Origin of the sequence: Pseudomonas sp. AU11447, assembly GCF_001672555.2 — a bacterium.
Lineage (GTDB): Bacteria > Pseudomonadota > Gammaproteobacteria > Pseudomonadales > Pseudomonadaceae > Pseudomonas > Pseudomonas nitroreducens.
In genome coordinates, this window is sequence record NZ_LZDG02000028.1 from 209,631 (window position 1) to 227,748 (window position 18,118).

Annotated in this window: 18 protein-coding genes; 5 read left to right on the forward strand and 13 right to left on the reverse strand. The window is 66.4% G+C overall.

The window, feature by feature from the left end; genetic code table 11:
• Positions 1-3: 3 nt before the first annotated feature.
• The 6 genes from imuA to A6723_RS08085 all read right to left on the reverse strand — a co-directional run bounded on the left by imuA (position 4) and on the right by A6723_RS08085 (position 7,103).
• Positions 4-618 carry a translesion DNA synthesis-associated protein ImuA gene (gene imuA / locus A6723_RS08060; RefSeq protein WP_054910167.1) on the reverse strand — a complete coding sequence of 205 codons (615 nt, stop codon included), beginning with the start codon at positions 616-618 and terminating at the stop codon, positions 4-6.
• 377 nt (positions 619-995) lie between these two features.
• Positions 996-3,311 carry an ATP-dependent DNA helicase gene (locus A6723_RS08065; protein ID WP_054910168.1) on the reverse strand — a complete coding sequence of 772 codons (2,316 nt, stop codon included), beginning with the start codon at positions 3,309-3,311 and terminating at the stop codon, positions 996-998.
• Positions 3,308-4,957 (reverse strand): VRR-NUC domain-containing protein, encoded by a 1,650-nt coding sequence (locus A6723_RS08070; RefSeq protein ID WP_054910169.1) that lies wholly within the window; start codon positions 4,955-4,957, stop codon positions 3,308-3,310. The genes A6723_RS08065 and A6723_RS08070 overlap by 4 nt, the downstream gene beginning before the upstream one ends.
• Positions 4,958-5,220: 263 nt before the next feature.
• Entirely contained in the window at positions 5,221-6,159 is a 939-nt protein-coding gene (locus A6723_RS08075) for a class I SAM-dependent methyltransferase (RefSeq protein ID WP_054910170.1), read from the reverse strand.
• A gap of 57 nt (positions 6,160-6,216) precedes the next feature.
• A complete protein-coding gene (locus A6723_RS08080; RefSeq protein ID WP_054910171.1) occupies positions 6,217-6,702 on the reverse strand; it encodes an ATP-binding protein in 486 nt (161 codons plus the stop codon).
• The gene (locus A6723_RS08085; RefSeq protein WP_054910172.1) at positions 6,699-7,103 is read right to left on the reverse strand and encodes an SgcJ/EcaC family oxidoreductase; all 405 of its coding nucleotides are present in this window, start codon (positions 7,101-7,103) and stop codon (positions 6,699-6,701) included. The genes A6723_RS08080 and A6723_RS08085 overlap by 4 nt, the downstream gene beginning before the upstream one ends.
• Before the next feature lie 270 nt (positions 7,104-7,373).
• On the opposite strand from A6723_RS08085, the gene A6723_RS08090 reads away from it, so the two are divergent.
• Positions 7,374-8,000, forward strand: coding sequence for a DUF4157 domain-containing protein (locus A6723_RS08090; protein WP_054910173.1), 627 nt, complete (start codon positions 7,374-7,376; stop codon positions 7,998-8,000).
• 158 nt (positions 8,001-8,158) lie between these two features.
• Positions 8,159-8,794, forward strand: coding sequence for a DUF805 domain-containing protein (locus tag A6723_RS08095; RefSeq protein ID WP_139092931.1), 636 nt, complete (start codon positions 8,159-8,161; stop codon positions 8,792-8,794).
• Positions 8,795-8,805: 11 nt separating this feature from the next.
• Here A6723_RS08095 and A6723_RS08100 read toward each other — a convergent pair whose 3' ends face one another.
• The 6 genes from A6723_RS08100 to A6723_RS08125 all read right to left on the reverse strand — a co-directional run bounded on the left by A6723_RS08100 (position 8,806) and on the right by A6723_RS08125 (position 15,744).
• Positions 8,806-10,296 (reverse strand): efflux transporter outer membrane subunit, encoded by a 1,491-nt coding sequence (locus tag A6723_RS08100; protein WP_054910175.1) that lies wholly within the window; start codon positions 10,294-10,296, stop codon positions 8,806-8,808.
• A 21-nt stretch (positions 10,297-10,317) separates the two neighbouring features.
• Positions 10,318-10,626 (reverse strand): hypothetical protein, encoded by a 309-nt coding sequence (locus A6723_RS08105; RefSeq protein ID WP_054910176.1) that lies wholly within the window; start codon positions 10,624-10,626, stop codon positions 10,318-10,320.
• A gap of 66 nt (positions 10,627-10,692) precedes the next feature.
• The gene (locus A6723_RS08110; RefSeq protein WP_054910177.1) at positions 10,693-11,796 is read right to left on the reverse strand and encodes an ABC transporter permease; all 1,104 of its coding nucleotides are present in this window, start codon (positions 11,794-11,796) and stop codon (positions 10,693-10,695) included.
• 5 nt (positions 11,797-11,801) lie between these two features.
• Positions 11,802-12,932: an ABC transporter permease gene (locus A6723_RS08115; protein WP_054910178.1), complete on the reverse strand. Its 1,131-nt coding sequence runs from the start codon at positions 12,930-12,932 to the stop codon at positions 11,802-11,804.
• Complete coding sequence (locus tag A6723_RS08120; RefSeq protein ID WP_064979601.1) at positions 12,929-14,743, reverse strand: ATP-binding cassette domain-containing protein; 1,815 nt, start codon at positions 14,741-14,743, stop codon at positions 12,929-12,931. The genes A6723_RS08115 and A6723_RS08120 overlap by 4 nt, the downstream gene beginning before the upstream one ends.
• Positions 14,743-15,744, reverse strand: a complete 1,002-nt coding sequence (locus A6723_RS08125) for an HlyD family efflux transporter periplasmic adaptor subunit (protein WP_054909792.1) — start codon at positions 15,742-15,744, stop codon at positions 14,743-14,745. The genes A6723_RS08120 and A6723_RS08125 overlap by 1 nt, the downstream gene beginning before the upstream one ends.
• 255 nt (positions 15,745-15,999) lie before the next feature.
• On the opposite strand from A6723_RS08125, the gene A6723_RS08130 reads away from it, so the two are divergent.
• Positions 16,000-16,230 carry a hypothetical protein gene (locus tag A6723_RS08130; RefSeq protein WP_054909791.1) on the forward strand — a complete coding sequence of 77 codons (231 nt, stop codon included), beginning with the start codon at positions 16,000-16,002 and terminating at the stop codon, positions 16,228-16,230.
• Positions 16,231-16,282: 52 nt separating this feature from the next.
• On the opposite strand, the gene A6723_RS08135 is transcribed toward A6723_RS08130, so the two are convergent.
• On the reverse strand, positions 16,283-16,471 hold the full coding sequence (locus A6723_RS08135) for a hypothetical protein (RefSeq protein WP_054909790.1): 189 nt from the start codon (positions 16,469-16,471) through the stop codon (positions 16,283-16,285).
• 222 nt (positions 16,472-16,693) lie between these two features.
• On the opposite strand from A6723_RS08135, the gene A6723_RS08140 reads away from it, so the two are divergent.
• Positions 16,694-17,071, forward strand: a complete 378-nt coding sequence (locus A6723_RS08140; protein ID WP_054909789.1) for a DUF3302 domain-containing protein — start codon at positions 16,694-16,696, stop codon at positions 17,069-17,071.
• A gap of 3 nt (positions 17,072-17,074) precedes the next feature.
• Entirely contained in the window at positions 17,075-18,034 is a 960-nt protein-coding gene (locus A6723_RS08145; RefSeq protein ID WP_054909788.1) for an HlyD family secretion protein, read from the forward strand.
• The last annotated feature ends 84 nt before the right edge of the window (positions 18,035-18,118 follow it).

Genomic DNA, 18,118 nt, shown 5'->3' on the forward strand with positions numbered 1-18,118 from the left:
GCCTCAGTGCCAGGGCAACGGGATGGGCCGCGCCGGCGCCAGCCCACCCCGGCACTTGAGTACGCGCAGCTGTGCCGGGGTGGCGTCCAGCGCCAGGCGCAACGCAGCGGGCGACGGGTTGAGCGCTTCGCGCTGCGAGCGGTAGGCGATGGCCAGGGTCTGCCCGGCCTCGGCAGCCACCTGCAGGCGGCGCAGGGCGCGGTCGTCAGCCTGCTGCGGCCAGCACAGCACGGCGCCGCAACTGCCCGAGCGCAGGCACTGTTCGGCGGCCCAGAGGGCATCGCGGCCTTCGGCGCGGACGATGGCCAGTTGGTCGAGCATCACGCCGGCCGCCTGCCAGGCGGCCGGGTAGGGTACGTGGGGCGGGGCGACCAGCACGATGCGTTCGCCGGCTGCACTGAGCCGCGCGAGGGTTGGCCAGACCAACTGAAGCTCGCCGACGCCTTCCTGGGCCAGGAGGATTTCGCTGAGGCCGGCTTCCGGCCAGCCACCGGTGGGCAGGGCCTGGTCCAGCACGGCGTGGCCAGTGGGTTGCTGGCTGGGTGGCAGGCCCTGGGGCTGGCCTTTCCAGACCTGGCGCTGGTGGAACAGGGTGTCGAGCGCAACCACGCTGCCCATCACGGCCTCCCGGCCGGCGAGCGGCGACAGTCATGCGCCCGGCAGGAGGGCCAGGGGAGGAGGATGGGTGGGTGTCGCATGGGATTGCTCGGAAATAACTGTATGGATATACAGTTTATCTGAAGGGATGGTGTCGTCAATGGCGGTTGGTCTGACGGCCATTCGGACGCGACGGAGTCCTTCGATAGATCGACCCCAGTCTTTCTGTTCTCGTAGCAGCGGAGCTTCTCCGCGATCAGCCGGCAAGGCTGGCGCTGAGCGGGTTCGCGAGCAAGCTCGCTCCTACAGGTAAAGCCAGTGGACCCTTCGTAGGAGCGAGCTTGCTCGCGAACCGCACGGCACAAGGCCATTCCCCAAGTGAAAATCCGCGCAATGCGTTACAGCAGCAAAAAACCTTGCGGCTCTTTCGAGCGCGGCGGATCGGCAACGAACTTCAGCCGCTCCGGCTTCCACCACCCCGGCAACAACCGCCGCACCGCTGGCTGGTTGAATCGGTCATCGAGCAGGTAGATCACCCCCGAATCCGTCGGCGTGCGGATCACCCGGCCGGCCGCCTGGACGACCTTCTGCAAGCCGGGGAACAGGTAGGTGTAGTCGTAGCCATCACCGAACATGCCTTGCATGCGCTGCTTGATCTCCTCGTTGACCTCGTTCACCTGCGGCAGGCCCAGCGTGGCGATGAAGGCGCCGATCAGGCGGTCGCCCGGCAGGTCGATGCCCTCGCCGAAGGCGCCGCCGAGCACGGCGAAGCCGATGCCCTGCGAGTGCGGGGTGAAGCGGTCGAGGAAGGCCTGGCGCTCGATCTCGTTCATGCTGCGCGACTGTACCCAGCGCGGAATGTCCGGGTGCTCGGCGGCGAAGCGTTCCAGCGCCTGCTGCAGGTAGGCGTAGCTGCTGAAGAAGGCCAGGTAGTTGCCGGGGCGGGCGCGGAACTGCCGGGCCATCAGCGTGCTGATTGGCGACAGGCTGGCCTCGCGGTGCTGGTAGCGGGTGGACAGGTTGCTCAGCGCGTGGACTTCCAGTTGCTCCGCGCGGAAGGGCGATTCCACTTCGCGCCAGGTGGTGTCTTCCGGCAGGCCGAGCAGGTCGGCGTAGTAATTGGCCGGGTTCAGCGTGGCGGAGAACAGCGTAGTGCTGTGGGCCGCCTCGAAGCGTGGTTCGAGGAAGGGCGCCGGCACCACGTTGCGCAGGCACAGGGTGGAGAGCGTGCGCTGGCCGCTGCCGTCGTGGCGGGTGATGTCGAACAGCGAGTGTGGTCCGTAGGCTTCGGCCAGCCGGCAGAACAGCATGGCGTCGAGGTAGAAACGCAGCAGTTCGGCCTCGTTGCCGGTGGGCTGGTCCGTGAGGTGGTCGGTGATGGCGCTGACAGCTTTCTGTAGCGCGGCGATGAACAGGTCCGGCACCGTCGGGTAGATCTGGTAATCGACCTCCTGGTCGCGGTGCATCTGGTTCCAGTGGCGGCCGACGCGCTCCAGCACGCCTTTCAACCCGGCCGGGGCTACCTTGCGCAGGGCGTTGAACTCGGACTGGTCCAGCTCGGCGCTGTACATGCCGCGGCCGCGCTCGATGAGGTTGTGCGCCTCGTCCACCAGCAGGGTGACCTTCCAGTCGTTGAGCACGGTAAGGCCGTAGAGCAGGGCGCTCATGTCGAAGTAGTAGTTGTAGTCACCCACCACCACGTCGGCCCAGCGGCACAGTTCCTGGCTCAGGTAGTAGGGGCAGACCTGGTGCTGCAGCGCCACGTCGCGCAGTGCTTCCTGGGTCAGCCAGCGATGCTTGAGCGCGGCCTCGCGGGCGGCGGGCAGGCGGTCGTAGAAACCCTTGGCCAAGGGGCAGGAATCGCCGTGGCAGGATTTGTCCGGGTGCTCGCAGGCCTTGTCGCGGGCGACGTGTTCGAGCACGCGCAAGGGCTGCGCGGCGTCCTGCTGGCGCAGGGTCGCCAGGGCGTCGAGGGCCAGGCGCCGGCCGGGAGTCTTGGCGGTGAGGAAGAACAGCCGGTCGAGCTTCTGGCCGGGGAAGGCCTTGAGCTGCGGGAACAGGGTGCCGAGGGTCTTGCCGATGCCGGTGGTGGCCTGGGCCATCAGCGTCTGGCCGTCGCGGGCGGCGCGGTAGACCGATTCGGCGAGCATGCGCTGGCCCTGGCGGAAGTCCGCGTAGGGGAAGCGCAGTGCTTCCAGGCCCTGGTCACGCTCGATGCGGTGGGCGCTTTCCTGCTCGGCCCATTTCACGAAGCGGCTGCATTGCAGCTCGAAGAAGGTGCGCAGGTCATCGGCGGCGAAGCGCTCGCGGAATACCGTTTCCTTCTGGGTGATGACGTTGAAGTAGACGACGGCGAGATCGATGGCGTCGATCTCCAGTGTCTGGCAGAGCAGCCAGCCGTACACCTTCACCTGCGCCCAGTGCAGCAGCCGGTGGTTCTGCGGGATGCGCGCGACGTCGCCGCGGTGGGTCTTGATCTCTTCCAGCAGGTTGGCGTCGGGGTCGTAGCCATCGGCGCGGCCGCTGACCACCAGCCCCGGATACTCCCCGCGCAGCGGTAGCTCGGCGATATAGCCCAGGCCCCGGCGCGAGACCACCGTGGCGTGCCCGGCCATGCCTTCCTGGGCAGTGGGCGCGGGGGTGAAGCGCAGGTCGAGGTCACCTTCCTTGGCGGTGAATTCGCACAGCGCGCGCACGGCGACGGCGTAGCTCATTGGCTTTCGTCCGCCTCGCCCTGCCAGCGCACGTAGCAGACTTCCACCGGCATGCCGTGCTCGGCGCAGAAGGCCAGCCAGCGCTTCTGATTATCCTGCAGGCGGTCGCCGGGGCCTTTCACTTCGATCATCCGGTAGCGCGCCTCGCCGGGCCAGAACTGGATCAGGTCGGGCATGCCGGCGCGGTTGGCCTTCGGGTCGGCCAGCAGGCGCGCGAACCACAGCTTCAGGTGCGCGGCCGGCAGGCAGTGCAGGGCCTGTGCCAGCAGACTCTCGTCGAGCAGCTCCCAGTGCACGAAGGGCGAGAGGATGCCGTGCTTGGCGGCGTAAGTCTCACGGATCGCAGCCAGATAGGCGTCGCTGTCCAGCAGTGCCAGGCGCGCGGCGAAGGCCTCGGCGCGGCGGCTGACGAAATCGCCGCGATACAGATCGCTCGGCCCGGCCTGGAAGGGGTGGAAGAAGGCGCCGGGCAGCGGAGCGAAGATCACCCCCCAGCAGAGCAGGCCGAACAGGCTGCAGACCAGCGCGTTTTCCACGTAGTGCACTGGCGCCTCTTCCTCGTGGAGCACGGATTGCACGGCGAATTCGACGTTGACGTCGGGGCGCGGCAGTTCCAGGTCGATACGCAACGGCGGTACGGGCTTGGCCGCTTTTTCCTTCGGCAGCCCGAGTTGGCGGACCAGTCGCGCCAGCGCGCGCTCCACAAGCTGCAGCTCGCCGTCGCTTTCCGGCGCGGTCAGTGCGGCCTGGACCAGTGCATGCGCTTCATCGAAGCGCTGCAGGCGTTCCAGCACGCGGATCTGCCGCTGCCGCGAGCCACCTGCGGAGGTTTGCCGATAGAGCGCCAGGGCGGCGTCCAGCTCGCCTTCACGCTCCAGCTGATAGGCCATGCGGTACAGCAGGCGGGCGTGGCGAGCTTGCAGGTAGGCGTTGTCGCTGCGGAACTCGCCCAGTTCGACCAGCAGCTCGGCGATGGATTCGCCGGCGTCGAAGCGGACGGCGCCATTCCACAGGTGGATGTAGGCCTCCAGTTCATCGCGGCGGCGGAAGGCGCGGGAATCGGGGGTGAAGGGGACGGTTTCGTAGCGGAAGATGCCGAGGTCGGCAAGGACGAATTCGGACCAGTCCTGCTGCAGGTTGCCGAAGAACAGCAGGCGCAGACGGTCGCACAGCGGCGTCGCCATGAGGGTATAGAGGCGGTCGAGGTCCGGGTACCAGCTGTCGAATGGCTGCACCTGCTCGTGATGGGCGTGCAGGTGCTCGTACAACTCGGCCTTCTTCAGCGAGCCGCGCGGCAGGTCGTCGCGGAAGCGCGCGAGCAGTTCGTCCTTGAGCAGCAACGGCAGCAGTTCGTCCAGTGCCAGCGGGTAGTCATCGCTCAGCCAGCCCAGCTCCAGCAGCGGCGCGGCGGCCTTGGGGATATCGCCGATCTCGGCATAGCTCAGCTTGCCGGCGCGAAAGTGCGGCCCCTTGCGCATGACCAGCCGCACCAGCAGCGCCCGCGAGGGCAGCGGCAGCGCGCGGAAGTCCGCGATGAACCGGGCTTCCTCGGCGTCGAGCAGGTCGGCGTAGCGCTCGTCGATCCAGTCGAGGGCGCGGTGGAAGTTGGTCAGGTAGTAGAGGCTGAGGTCGAGCGGCGCAGACATCGGCGGGCACTGGTTTTACATACAGTTCCAAGGATGGCGCGATGGGGGCTTGGCCGCAAGGGCTCTGGCGGCCTTTCATCGGAGATTGCCTGCGTGCTGGCTGCTGTCTGTAGGAGCGAGGGGGACGCCTGGTTCTTGCTCGCGAACGCTCTGCACCAGATGTTCCGGCGTGAAGCGGGGTTCGCGAGCAAGCTCGCTCCTACAGGGAAATCATGCCCGTCGTGGTTGGCGGATAACGCTGTAGGCGTTATGCGCCCTACGGGTCAATTCAGTCGGAACACCAGCGCCTTGAGGCCGCTGTCTTCCTCGATGTCGGCAAATTCCGGCGGATTCTCCAGGCGCTCGATGAAGCGCAGCTGCGGCGCCTCTGCGGCCATGCCCTGGAGCAGGAAGTCGACGCCAACGGCCGGGTCGTTCACGCAGGCCAGTACGGTACCGCTGCCGTCCAGCAGTTCCGGCAGGCGGCGCAGGACGCGGGCGTAGTCCTTGTCGAGGACGAAGCTGCCTTTCTGGAAGCTCGGCGGGTCGATGATGATCAGGTCGTAGGGGCCGGACTTCTTCACCTTGCCCCAGGACTTGAACAGGTCGTGGTCGAGGAAGCTGACCTTCGACAGGTCGTGGCTGTTCAGGCGGTGGTTGTCGCGGCCACGGCTGAGCGCGGCGCGGGCCATGTCGAGGTTGACCACCTTCTGCGCGCCGCCGGCGATAGCCGCCACGGAGAAGCCGCAGGTGTAGGCGAACAGGTTGAGTACGCGCAGGCCGCTGGCGTTGGCCTGTACCCACTGGCGGCCGTAGCGCATGTCGAGGAACAGGCCGTTGTTCTGCTTGCGGCCCAGGTCCAGTTGGTAGCGCAGCCCGTGCTCGGTGATCTGCCAGCCGTCGAATGCCTCGCCGTGGAGGACTTCCATCGTGCTTTCCAGGGTGTAGCGGTGCTGCAGCATCAGGCTGCGGGCGCCGGTGGCGCGCCAGGTTTCGCTTTGCGCCAGTTCGACCAGCATCGCCCTGAGTGCCGCCAGCTCGTCTTCGGCAGGCTCGCGGAACAGCGAAACCAGCAGCACGCCTTCCAGCCAATCTGCGGTCACGTGCTCCAGCCCCGGCCAGCGCCGGCCGCGGCCGTGGAACAGGCGGCGGGTCTCCGCGGGGGCGGGGTTCAGGGCCGCAAGCAGTTGCTCGCGCAGGGTGGCGATGGCGTCGGTGTTCATGCTTCGGGTCTTTCTACACAGGCTGATTCGGCGGATCGGGGCGGCGATTCTACGCGCTCAGGCGCCATGGCGCTGCACCCGCAGTTTTTCCTCCGGGCGCGGGGCGACGAAGTAGCGGTTGAGCGCCTCGTAGCCGGCCGGGTCCAGCGGCGCCGCCAGGGGTGCAATGGCATGGCGCGCCAGCAGGCGGCTGCGGCAGGTGGCCGGGTCGACGTCGAGGAAGTGCAGGCAATGCACCGCGCCGGCCTGTTGTGCCAGGTCGATCAGCCAGCGGCGGTCGGCCAGGGTATTGGCGGGAATATCCAGCACTACGCTGGTGCCGGCGCGCAGCAGGCCGACCACGTGTGGCCCCATCACCTTGCGTACACGGCGGGCGTAGAGCTGGTAGTCGTCGGGGCTGCTGATGCCCCAGGGGAACAGCTCGGCCAGCCACTGTTCCTCGGCCAGCATCACGGTGCCCGGTGCTTCGGCCAGTTGTCGCGCCAGGCAGGACTTGCCCGACGCCGCCTTGCCGCACAGCAGGTGCAATGTGCCTGTACTCATGTCGTGGCCTCCAGCAGGTCGGTGCCGTAGGAGTTGTCCACGGCGCAGCGCCAGGCGCCATCGGCCTCGCGGCGAAAGACGTAGGTGGCGCGGCGGGTCAGTTTGCCGTGGCTGGTGTCGAGCAGGGTCTGCGCCACGACCAGCACGGTGTCGTCGGTCTCGAGGACTTCCAGGCGGCCCTGGCGCACCCGCAGGTTGTGCCCGAAGTGCTCGGCGATGGCGACGAAGGCCTGGCGGATCTGCCCCTTGCCGCGTGCGAACAGGCCGGGCTTGACCACCAGCAGGGCGTCGTCGGTGTAGAAGTCGATCAGCGCGTCGAAATCCTCGCGGCCGATGGCTTCGTCGGCGGCCTGGATGAGCGCTTGCAGCGGGTGCTGTTGTGGGGGGAATGCCTGATCCATCAGTGTCTCCTTGTTCGGGAGCCTCGGACGGCGAGCATTAAAAAACCCGCCGGGAGGCGGGTTTGGTTGTTCGCGGAATGCGCTAACCCACCATCGGAGCGATGGTGGTAATAATCTGCTGGAAGGTGCGGTTGGCGGCATTCATGGGTCAGAAGCTAGCAGAAAATTCCCGCGCTGCGCCAGTGCTCTTTTTTCCTCGCGCCGTGGCATGATCGCGCCGCGCCGTGGTCCAAACGCCAAGTCTTTCTCCACGCTGTAGCGGAGTCTTCCATGCCATCCTTCCTACCGACCCGCCTCCTGCGCGCGCTGACGCTGCTGGCCGGGTTGGCCGTCTGCGCGTCTGCCTCCGCCGTCGCGCCCAGTTGCCCGACGGGGCAGCGCCAGGTCTGCCTGGACAGCTGCGTGTGCCTGCCCGACCTGGGTGCCGTGCTCGGGCCGGTCCTCTCGGACACCCGCAAGGTCGCCGCCCAGGCACTGGGCGTCTGGCTGCAACAGTCCCGCGAGCAGGCGGAGCAGGGCGGTACCGAGCCGATCCCGCTGGAAATCCGCGCTCAGCTGCAGGGCTACTTTTCCGATGACGTGCTGATGGGCGCGCGCTACTCCACCGGTGCGCTGGACCAGCTCAACGCCGCCCAGGCGATGATGCAGAACCCCGACACCGAGGCCGTCACCCTGGTCGACGTGATCGTCTTCCGCCGCGAGGAAGACGCGCAGAAGGACGTCGCGCTCTGGGCCCATGAACTGTGGCATGTGAAGCAGTACCAGGAGTGGGGCGTGCAGGGCTTTGCCACGCGCTACACCGATGACTTCGACGCCGTAGAGGCGCCGGCCTACGAAATGGCGCGGCGAGTGGCGAAGGACCTGCGCGATGGCAAGCTGACCGCTCCGGCGCCCTGAGTCAGCGTTGGTCCGGCGATTGGCGGAAGTGCCCTGAGTTCTCTGGCTTTGGCAGCCTATCGGCCACTGAGGTGCCCTTGTATTCTTCCGGCCGAAATGACTGCGCTGAAGAACATGGAACGGTGCAGTGCAATGGTCGATGGGCACGCGATAGTGCCGTGGCTTTTGAACAAAAACAAACAAAGGGAAGTGTGATCATGGCGCGAATTGAGCCTGTACTAGGTGGTCTAGGGGGCGGTGCTGAAAACCCCTATCAGGTCGGCGAGGCTGCGTTGCTCGAAAGCGACGCTCCGCGGTTTTCCAAACCGGGAATTCTGGATTTTCACGGGCGCATTTCCCTGGCGCGTTACTGGCTGATCCATGTCGGGTTGGTAGTCTGGGTCCCGACCTTGCTGCTGATCTTCTTCGTATACGGCTTGCGCCAGGAGCCCGTGTTGCTGCTCCTGGTGGCGTCGATGGTCCTGGTTTCCTCGCTTCTGCTGTCGATCTCGCTGCTCATGCGGCGCGCGCGGGATATCGGCTGGAGTCCCGCCTGGGGGCTCGTATCCGTGCTGGTTCCAGGTATTGGCGCGCTGGTGATGTTGCCTCTGGTCATTCTGCCGGGGCAGAAGAGCACCAATCGCTACGGGGCGCCCAATCCCTTCTTGTCAACTCGGGCCAAAGCGCTGATCGGGCTCCTGGTCGTGCTCAATTTCGCTGGAATGATCGGGCTGTTCGTCTATTTCCCCGAGTACGGTGCACCGGTCTTCGCAGAGTTGTTCAGCCACTTCCAGACCTGGCTCATGGGGCGCTGACGCCCCGGCTTTCAGCGCTTGGCGCTGGCTTCCTGCATCGGCGTACCGCCGCCCAGGGCCTTGCACAGGGCGATCAGCGTCAGGCGCAGCTGGGTATCGCTGTCCACTACGTCGCGGCGTGATTGCAGGTAGGCGCGCTGGGCGTCCAGTTCCACCAGGAAGTCGGTCATTCCGCCGGCGTAGCGCGCCTTGGCCATGCCGTAGGCGGCGTCGCTGCTGTGCAGTTTTTCCTGCAGGCGCTGGTTGCGCTGGCGTTCGGCGCCGTAGTGGCTCAGCGCGTCGTCGACTTCCTGCCAGGCCTTGAGCACGGTCTGCTGGTAGGACACGGCGGCTTCCTGCTGTTCCAGCTTGCGCAGGTTGATCTGCGAGCGGCGCCGGCCGTTGTCGAAGATCGGCAGGGAGAGGCTCGGGCCGACCGTCCAGGTCCGGCTTCCCCAATCGCCGAATTTGCTGTCTTCCACCGACTCGTAGCCGAAATGCGCGCCCAGGCGGATGGTCGGATAGAGGTCGGCCACGGCCACGCCGATGTTCGCGGTGGCGGCGTGCAGTTGGGCTTCGGCGGCGTGGATATCCGGGCGCCGGCGCGCCACTTCCGAGGGCAGGCCGAGGCTCAGGTCCGGTGTCTGCGGCACAGTCTGCGCGACAGGCTTCAGGTCCTCGCGCAGGCTGCCCGGTTCGGCGCCGATCAGTACGCCGATCTGGTTGATCGCCGCGCTTTCGCTGGCCTGTAGTTGCGGCAGGCTGGAACGCAGCTCGGCGAGCTGGCCGCGCTGGCGTTCGACATCGAAATCGTCCACCAGGCCGCCATCGGCGCGCACCTGGATCAGTTGCATGGACTCCTCGGTGGCGGCGATGTCCTGCTGCGCCACGGCGATCTGTTGCTGCACGCCGCGCAGCTCGAAGTAGCTGCGGGCCAGTTCCGCCGAAACGCCCAGGCGGGTTTCCTCGAACATCGCCTGCTGCGCATCGACGCTGGCATCGGCGGCCTCGATGGAGCGACGGATGCGGCCCCACAGGTCGGGCTCCCACGAAGCGTCGAAGCCAGCCTGGTAAAGCGTGAAGGGCTCGGCCAGGACCTTGGCGATCTGGCCGCTGTCACCGGTCGGTGCGATGCGCTGGATCATCAGGGCGTTGGAGCCGTTCTCGCTCAGGCGCTGGCGATTCACTGCCGCCGAAGCGTTGACGTCGACGCCGCGCTGGGCCGCCACCATCTGCCGCTGCATGCGGCTCTGGGCGAAGCGCAGCACGGCAGTCTTGAGGTCCGGGCTGGCCTTGTCGGCGCGGCGTTGCAGGTTGTTCAGCACCGGGTCGTTGAACAGGGTCCACCAGTCCTCGCTGAGCCGGGTACTGCCCTCCACCGGGTGCAGTTGTCCGGCGCCGGCGTGGGCGGCCTGCCAGCTCGCCGGTGCCTGGGTTTTCGGCGCTTCGTAGTCGGGGCCGACGGCGCAGCCGGCGAGGCTACTCAGCAGGGCCAGGGAAACGAAACGGGAAGTGAGGTTCATGGGTGACACCCTCTTGCAGACCTAGTCATCCGAAGTGCCCTCGAAGCGTCGCGCGACATAGCCCATCAGCAGGCCGCCGACGATGCCGATCACTCCGCAGGCCAGACCCATGGAGCGGTTGGTCACCATGCCGACGTTCTTCACGTGGGTGGGCAGGCCGAGCAGGCCGATGAAGAACAGCATCGCCACCGACAGGGCGATCAGGTAGATACCGCCCGCGCGCCAGGACTGGGTGGGAATGCCTTTCCTGCGGCAGTACCGGTGGCCCAGCCAGAACGGCAGCAGAAACTGGGTAACGAGGAAGACGATGAAGCTGCTGGTGTCGCTCATGGCTGTCCATTTCCAAAATAGGTCCTCGTCAGGGTATTGCATTCGCTTGCCATGCCGGGTGATCCGTTACGCAAGCCGGTGGCGGAACAGCCACGAGGCAAGCGGCAAGGTGACGGCCGCGACCACCAGCATGGGGATCAGGTTGAGCCCCACGTCGGCCAGGGTCGCGCCTTCGAGGTACACCCGCTGGATCAGGTCGATGCCGAAGCGCAGCGGGTTGGCGTAGGTCACGATCTGCAGGAACTCGGGCATGTTGCGTACCGGCGTGGCGAGGCCGGAGAGCAGCGTCAGCGGCATGATCAGCACGAAGGTGTAGAGCATCGCCTGCTGCATGTTCAGCGACACGGCGGAGATCGACATGCCCAGCCCGACGCAGGCGATGGTGAAGACCGTCAGCCCGCCGTAGAGGTTGAACAGCGAGCCGGCCATGGGTATTCGGAACCAGAACAGCGCCATCAGCAGCACCAGCGTGGCCTGCACCAGGCCGATGAGCAGCGGCGGGATGGCTTTGCCGAACATGATTTCCAGCGGTGTGTAGGGCGTCACCAGCAACTGATCAAAGGTGCCCTGTTCGCGTTCGCGGGCAACCGAGAGGGCAGTGAGCATCAGCGTCTGCATCATGCTCAGGGTGGCGATCAGCGCGGGGATCAGCGGCCAGCGGGTTTCCAGGTTGGGGTTGTACCAGGAGCGGCTGACCACGCTGATCGGCGCCGAGGCCAGGCCCTGTTCGCGGTTGAACTGGTCCACCACCACGGCGAGCCCGGCAGCGGCGGAGCCAGCGGTGTTGGAGTTGCGGCCGTCGAGAATGACCTGGATCGGCGCCGGGTCGCCCTGGGCGAGGCGGGTCTGGAAATCCGAGGGGATGTGGATCACCAGCAGCGCTTTCTGCTCGTCGATCACCGTCTGGATTTCTTCCACGCGGGTCAGCGTCGCTACCCGGTGGAAGATGCCGCTGCCGTCCAGGCGCGAAATCAGCCGCGTGGAGGATTCGCTATGGCTCAGATCGAGGATGGCGTAGGGCGCGTCGTTGAGGTCGAAGGTCACGGCGTAGCCGAACAGCACGCTCTGCATCAGCACCGGCGCCACCAGCACGATGCGGTTGGCCGGGTCCTTGAGGATCACCAGCAGTTCCTTGCGCCACAGGTTGAGGATGCGCCAGAGAAATTCCATGCGAGTCAGTCCAGCCGCTTGCGCGTTACCAGCCGCGCCAGGCCCAGCAGGGCGACGGCGTAGGCGGCGAGGATGGCGCAGTTCTTGAAGATCATCGGCCAGAAGTCGCCGGCCAGGAACAGGGATTTCACCAGCTCCATGAAGTAGGTCGCCGGCAGCAGGTTGCCGATCACGCGGATGGCGGTCGGTACGTTGCGCAGGTCGAAGATGAAGCCCGAGAGCATCATCGCCGGCAGGAAGCTGGCGAGCAGGGCGATCTGGCTGGCGAGGAACTGGTTCTTGGTCACCGCCGAGATCAGCAGGCCAATGCCCAGCGCCACCAGCATGTAGAGCATGGAGGAGATCACCAGCACGATGAAGGAGCCGTAGATCGGCACGTCGAACAGGAAGCGTGCGGCGAGCAGGCACAGCGCCAGGCCGATCATGCCGATGCCGAAGCAGGGGATGATCTTCGCCAGGAGGATTTCCACCGGCCGCACCGGCGTGACGAACAGTGCCTCCAGCGTGCCGCGTTCCCACTCGCGGGCCATCACCAGAGCGGTGAGGAAGGCGCCCACCAGCGTCATGATCAGCACGATCAGGCCCGGCACCAGGTACCAGGTGCTGGTGTTGGCGGCGTTGAACCACATGCGCTGGACGATGGTGACCGCGCCAGCCTGGCTCGCTGAGCCGGCGCCACGGTCGGCCTGCTTCTCGGCGTAGCCCGCCAGCGCGCTGCTGACGTAGGTGGAGACGCTGGCGGCGCGGGTGGCGTCCGAACCCTGCACCAGCACCTGGATCTGCGCGTTGCCGTCGTTCAGGCGGCGGGTGAAATCAGAGGGGAACTGCACCACCGCATCCACCTCGCGGGCTCGCATCAGCTTCTCGCCCTCGGCGTAGGAGCGCACCAGGTGCGGCTCCAGGTATTCGGTGCGGCTGATCCCGGCGGCCACATCGCGGGCCACGGGGGAGGGATCGTCGAGGACGATGGCGACGATGGCGCGTTTCACGTCCAACGACAGGCCATAGCCGAAGATCAGGATCAGCGCGATGGGCAGGCCGATGCCGATCAGCAGGTTGCTGCGGTCGCGTACCAGCTGCCGCACTTCCTTGCGGGTCAGCGAGGCCAGGCGCCGCCAGAAGCCGCCAGCGCTCATGCGGACTCCACCTTGGCGTGCCCGTGGCTGGCCTCATGCCGGTTGGTTTCGACGATCTCGATGAAGGCCTGCTCCATGTTCAGCGTGCTGCCCTTGCCGCCGGCCTGTTCGCGCACTTCCCGCGGCGTGCCCATGGCCAGCAGCTTGCCGGCGTCCTGGATGACGATGCGGTCGCAGTACTCGGCCTCTTCCATGAAGTGCGTGGTGATGATGATGGTGGTGCCGGACGCCGCCAACGCCGTGATGCGCTGCCAGAAGCCGCGGCGGGCGAGGGGATCGGCACCGCTGGTGGGTTCGTCGAGGAACAGAATTTCCGGCTCGTGGAGCAGGCCCACCGCCATCGCCAGACGCTGCTTGAAGCCGCCGGGCAGCTGGCCGCTGGGCGAGTCCTCCTGCCCGGCGAGGTCGAACTGGTGGGATACCTCGGCCATCCGCTGCTTCAGCTGCTTGCCGCCCAGGCCATAGGCGCCGCCAAAGAAACGCAGGTTTTCCGCCACCGATAGGTTGCCGTAGAGGGAGAACTTCTGCGACACGTAGCCGACCTTGCGCCGTGCCTGGGCCCGAGCATTGCGCAGGTTGACCCCGGCCACCTGCAGCGTGCCGCTGGTGGCGGGCAACAGCCCGCAGAGCATGCGGAAGGTGGTGGTCTTGCCGGCGCCGTTGGGGCCGAGCAGGCCGAAGATTTCCCCACGGTGCACGCTGAAGCTGGTGCTGGCCACGGCGGTGAAGTCGCCGAACTTGCGCACCAGGTCCTTCACTTCGATCACCGTTTCGTCGCTGTCGGCGTGGCCCTCTCCGTGGCGACGAGTGCCGGCCTTGAGCGATTCCATGTCGACTTGCTCGGCATCGCTGCGGGCGCGCAGCAGGAACATGAAGCCGTCTTCCAGGCGCGCATCCACCTGGCGTACAGGGGCGCCATCGAGTAGCTGGTCGAGCTTGCCCTGATCCGCATCGGGCTGGCGGATGAAGCGCACTTCGCCCGATTGCGGTACGGCATCGACGATGTTCTGGTGGTCGTCCAGCAGCCGCGCCTGCAAGGTGCGCGCAGGTTCGTCCTGGGGCGGGGTGGCGATGAAGCAGAGGTTGTCGGCGTGCTCGCGGATCGATGCCGGGTCGCCCTTGGCCATCAGTTGGCCCTGGTGCAGCAGGAAGACTTCGGCGCAGCGCTCGGCCTCGTCCATGTACGAGGTGGAGACCAGCACACTGAGCTGCTCCTGCTCGATCAGCTGCTGGATGATCTCCCACAGCTCGCGGCGCGACAGCGGGTCGACGCCGACGGTGGGTTCATCGAGCAGCAGCAGGTCCGGCGAGCGAACCAGCGTGCAGGCCAGCCCGAGCTTCTGCTTCATGCCGCCGGAGAGCTTGCCCGCCGGGCGGTCGGTGAAGCGCGCCAGGTCGGTCATTTCCAGCAGGCGCTGGTAGCGCTCCTGGCGTTCCTTGTGCGGCACGCCGTGGAGGTCCGCGTAGAGGTCGAGGTTCTCCTGCACGCTCAGGTCTTCATAGAGACCGAAGCGCTGCGGCATGTAGCTGATGCGGTCCTGGACCTGCTGCGGGTGGGCGTGGACGTCCAGGTCGAGCACGGTCAGCGTGCCGGCGTCGGCCTGCAGCAGCCCGGCGACCAGGCGCAGGAAGGTGGTCTTGCCGGCGCCGTCCGGGCCGACCAGCGCGGTGAGCTGGCCGCGCGGGATTTCCAGCGAGATGTCCTTGAGTGCCTGCACGGTCTTGCCCGACTCCTTCACCAGGAAGTGCTTGGCCAGGCCCTCGGCGCGGATGACCGGGCCTTCGGGGTGGGTTCCCTGAGTCGAGGCCATCAACGCGGCTCGTCGGCGAAGCGCACCGTGGCCGGCATGCCCAGGCGCAGGCGGTTGTCCGGGTCGGCGACCAGCACGCGCACTTCGTACACGAGGCTGGTACGCAGCTCTTCGGTCTGTACCGATTTCGGGGTGAACTCGGCCACCGAGGAGATGAAGCCGACATGGCCGTCGATGGCCTGGTCCGGGTGGCTGTCGGTGAACACCTGCGCCTTCATGCCCGGCTTGATGCGGCCCAGGTTGGTTTCGCTGACGTAGGCGCGAATCCATTTCGGGTCGGTCAGCGCCAGTGAATACACCGGGCGCTGCGGCGAGGCCATGTCGCCGGGTTCCAGCAGGCGCGAGCGCACGGTGGCGTTCTGCGGGGCTTTAAGATCGGCCTCGTCGAGGTTGTGCTGCAGCAGCGCCACATCGGCGTGGGCGGCAGCGAGCTGGGCGTCGGCCTGGGCGATGTCTTCCGCCCGCGGGCCGATCTGCGCCAGGCGCAGGGATTTCTGGCGGTCTTCCAGCTCGGCCTGGGCGACCTTCTGCTGCGAGGTGGCGCTGTCGATGTCCTGCTGACTCACGGCGCGGCCGCCGGGGCTGTTGGCACGGATGCTCTCAAGCCGACGCAGTTGGGTGTTGGCGAGGTCGAGCTGGGCGCGGGCGGCCTTGTCCTGGGCTTTCGCGCGGTCGACGTCCTCGGGACGCGAGCCGTTCTTCAGGCGCAGCAGGTTCTGCTCCTGGGCGGCGATCTGCGCCTGGGCCTTGTCGATCTGCAGGCGCAGGGTTCGGGTATCGAGGCTGGCGAGCACATCGCCGGCCTTTACCTGGTCGCCTTCCTCGACATTCATCTTCGCGATGCGCTCGCTGCCGATAAAGGCCAGCGACACCTGGCGGATGTCCACGTTGCCGTAGAGCACCAGGCGTTTGTCATCACCCTCGCGAGAGTGCAGGTACCACCACACTCCGCCCCCCAGCAGCAGCGCCACGAGCGCTACCAGCACCAGCTTCTTAGGCATGCAGGCCTTCCCTGTTTCATGACAGCCCGATGAAGGATAGACAGTTCCACGCCAGGCATGAGGACCTGTATCAATGTCGAAACGCTCTGGCCTGCAGGCCCGGCCGTTTCGATGACCATTCGGCAGCGACAGGGGATGAAGGTTTCAATTCGATGGCGCCGCCGTACGGGCTGACCTTGTGCGTTTCGTCAGCTCCCGCGTCATCGGCCGGATTGCCTGTTAGCGTGGAGTAACACCCCTCATGGAGATGCCGCCATGGGCAACCAGAAGACCGTCCTGAGTCAGCATCCTGGGTCGTGGCGCCTGCGCGCCCTGCGGATGCAGTGGTTTGGCCTGGTGTTGCTGTTCCTGGCCGCAGCCCTTGCGGCGTTGACCGACTTTCTGCAGCAGGACGGCGGCGTGGCGATCATCATCGCCTTCGCCGTGGTCGGCGTGCTGGCGCTGGTGGTGGCGCGGGTGATGCTGCTGAGGCCCAGGCCAGTGTAGGAGCGGGCTCCGTCCGCGATTGTCCTCGCTGAACGCCGCTGTCCGGGCGGGCTCACCGCCGCGGAATTGACTGCACCTGCGGCTGGATCTGTTGCTGCGGAATGCGCTGGTAGCCCATCTGCCCGTCGTCCATGGGCGGCGGGGGTGGGGCGTCGTGGCGGTCATTGTGGCCGCCGCAGGACGAACCGCCGAGCAGCACGGCCAGCGCGCCGATCAGCAGCAGGAGGGTGGACTTTCGCATGTCGTTTCTCTCCGGTGATGTCCCTGTTCAGTGAACGCGAAATCCCCGCAGGTGGATGGCTGGCCTGACGAGTGGGAGCCGTTGCAACGTAGCGGCCAGGGTGGCCTGGCAATTGCTCGAAACTCCGCCACACGGGCCTGAGCGCTATCGTGCAGATCGCCACGGCTCAGCCATACTCATCCGCACCCCCCAGGCATTGGGCCCGGGACCAAGGAGTGTGGGATGCTCGATTACGTCGCCCTGGGAATACTGATCTTCGCCGCCGTGGTGCTGTTCTACGGCATCATCGCGCTGCACGACATTCCCTATGAGATTGCGGTACACCGCAACCACCCCCACCAGGACGCTATTCATGCGGCCGGGTGGGTCAGCCTGTTCACCCTGCACGCGCTGTGGCCGTTCCTCTGGATCTGGGCGATGTTGTACCGCGAGGACCGGGGCTGGGGCTTTCACCACGGCAGAACGCCGGAAGCCGAGGCAAATTACCTGGAGGAGCAACTTGCCGAACTGCGCCAGCGTCTGGAGCTGCTCGAAGGTCGTTCTCCCGGCGCACCGCCAGTGGTGCCGCCAGCTTCGACGCAACCGGGCGGGGAGGGCTGAGCCATGGACCTGTTGCTGATCCTGACGTACGCCTCCATCTGCATCGCCATCTTCAAGATCTTCCACATCCCGCTGAACAAGTGGACGGTGCCCACCGCCGTGCTTGGCGGGGTCGTGCTGATCGGTGCGCTGATCTTCACGATGAACTACAACCACCCGTACTCCGAGGTGGCGCGCTCCTATTTCGTTTCCACCCCGGTGATCCCGGTGGTGACCGGCCAGGTGATCGAAGTGCCGGTCAAGGGCAACGAGATGATCGAAAAGGGCACGGTGCTGTTCCGTATCGACCCCAAACCCTTCCAGTTGAAGCTGGATTCGATCAAGGCGCAGCTGGTGTCGGCCCGTGCCGACCAGGCCCGCGCCCGTGAGCTGGCGCTGCGCAACGTCGGCAACAAGCGCGACGTCGACCTGACTACCGCGCGTGTCGATGACCTGAATGCCCAGCTGGCTCTGGCGCAGTTCAACCTCGACAACACGGTGGTGCGGGCGCCGTCCCGTGGCTTCGTCACCCATGTGTCGCTGCGTCCGGGAATGATGGCGACACGCTTGCCGTTGCGGCCCTCGATGGTCTTCGTGCCGGACGAGGGGCACTATTTCGCCGCCTGGATGCGGCAGAACAGCCAGCTGCGACTGACCGCCGGGGACGAGGCGGAAGTCGCCTTCGACGGGATTCCCGGCAAGGTCTTCAGCGGCAAGGTGAAACAGGCGATCGGCGTGATCGGGGAGGGCCAGATACAGCCCTCGGGTACCCTGCTCAGCTATACGGGCTCACCGCCACCGGGACGCGTACCGGTGATCATCGAGATTACCGACCCGGACTATGCCCAGTACGCCAACCTGATGCCTGGTGGTGCCTACGGCCAGGCAGCGATCTACAGCCAGCACTTCCACCACGTGGCGATCATGCGCAAGATCCTCCTGCGCATGGCGGCCTGGATGAACTACATCTTCCCGTTCCACTGATCCACCCCGCGCTGCGGCCGCCCGGCCGCAGCCATTCCTTCCCGGGTTGTACCCCACTTGCAGGAGCGAGCTTGCTTGCGAACC

Bases quoted from the DNA above. Each gene is read 5' to 3' on its own strand.
- imuA (WP_054910167.1), bottom strand. From the start codon at position 618: ATGGGCAGCGTGGTTGCGCTCGACACCCTGTTCCACCAGCGCCAGGTC.
- A6723_RS08065 (WP_054910168.1), bottom strand. From the start codon at position 3,311: ATGAGCTACGCCGTCGCCGTGCGCGCGCTGTGCGAATTCACCGCCAAG.
- A6723_RS08070 (WP_054910169.1), bottom strand. From the start codon at position 4,957: ATGTCTGCGCCGCTCGACCTCAGCCTCTACTACCTGACCAACTTCCAC.
- A6723_RS08075 (WP_054910170.1), bottom strand. From the start codon at position 6,159: ATGAACACCGACGCCATCGCCACCCTGCGCGAGCAACTGCTTGCGGCC.
- A6723_RS08080 (WP_054910171.1), bottom strand. From the start codon at position 6,702: ATGAGTACAGGCACATTGCACCTGCTGTGCGGCAAGGCGGCGTCGGGC.
- A6723_RS08085 (WP_054910172.1), bottom strand. From the start codon at position 7,103: ATGGATCAGGCATTCCCCCCACAACAGCACCCGCTGCAAGCGCTCATC.
- A6723_RS08090 (WP_054910173.1), top strand. From the start codon at position 7,374: ATGCCATCCTTCCTACCGACCCGCCTCCTGCGCGCGCTGACGCTGCTG.
- A6723_RS08100 (WP_054910175.1), bottom strand. From the start codon at position 10,296: ATGAACCTCACTTCCCGTTTCGTTTCCCTGGCCCTGCTGAGTAGCCTC.
- A6723_RS08105 (WP_054910176.1), bottom strand. From the start codon at position 10,626: ATGAGCGACACCAGCAGCTTCATCGTCTTCCTCGTTACCCAGTTTCTG.
- A6723_RS08110 (WP_054910177.1), bottom strand. From the start codon at position 11,796: ATGGAATTTCTCTGGCGCATCCTCAACCTGTGGCGCAAGGAACTGCTG.
- A6723_RS08115 (WP_054910178.1), bottom strand. From the start codon at position 12,932: ATGAGCGCTGGCGGCTTCTGGCGGCGCCTGGCCTCGCTGACCCGCAAG.
- A6723_RS08120 (WP_064979601.1), bottom strand. From the start codon at position 14,743: ATGGCCTCGACTCAGGGAACCCACCCCGAAGGCCCGGTCATCCGCGCC.
- A6723_RS08125 (WP_054909792.1), bottom strand. From the start codon at position 15,744: ATGCCTAAGAAGCTGGTGCTGGTAGCGCTCGTGGCGCTGCTGCTGGGG.
- A6723_RS08130 (WP_054909791.1), top strand. From the start codon at position 16,000: ATGGGCAACCAGAAGACCGTCCTGAGTCAGCATCCTGGGTCGTGGCGC.
- A6723_RS08135 (WP_054909790.1), bottom strand. From the start codon at position 16,471: ATGCGAAAGTCCACCCTCCTGCTGCTGATCGGCGCGCTGGCCGTGCTG.
- A6723_RS08140 (WP_054909789.1), top strand. From the start codon at position 16,694: ATGCTCGATTACGTCGCCCTGGGAATACTGATCTTCGCCGCCGTGGTG.
- A6723_RS08145 (WP_054909788.1), top strand. From the start codon at position 17,075: ATGGACCTGTTGCTGATCCTGACGTACGCCTCCATCTGCATCGCCATC.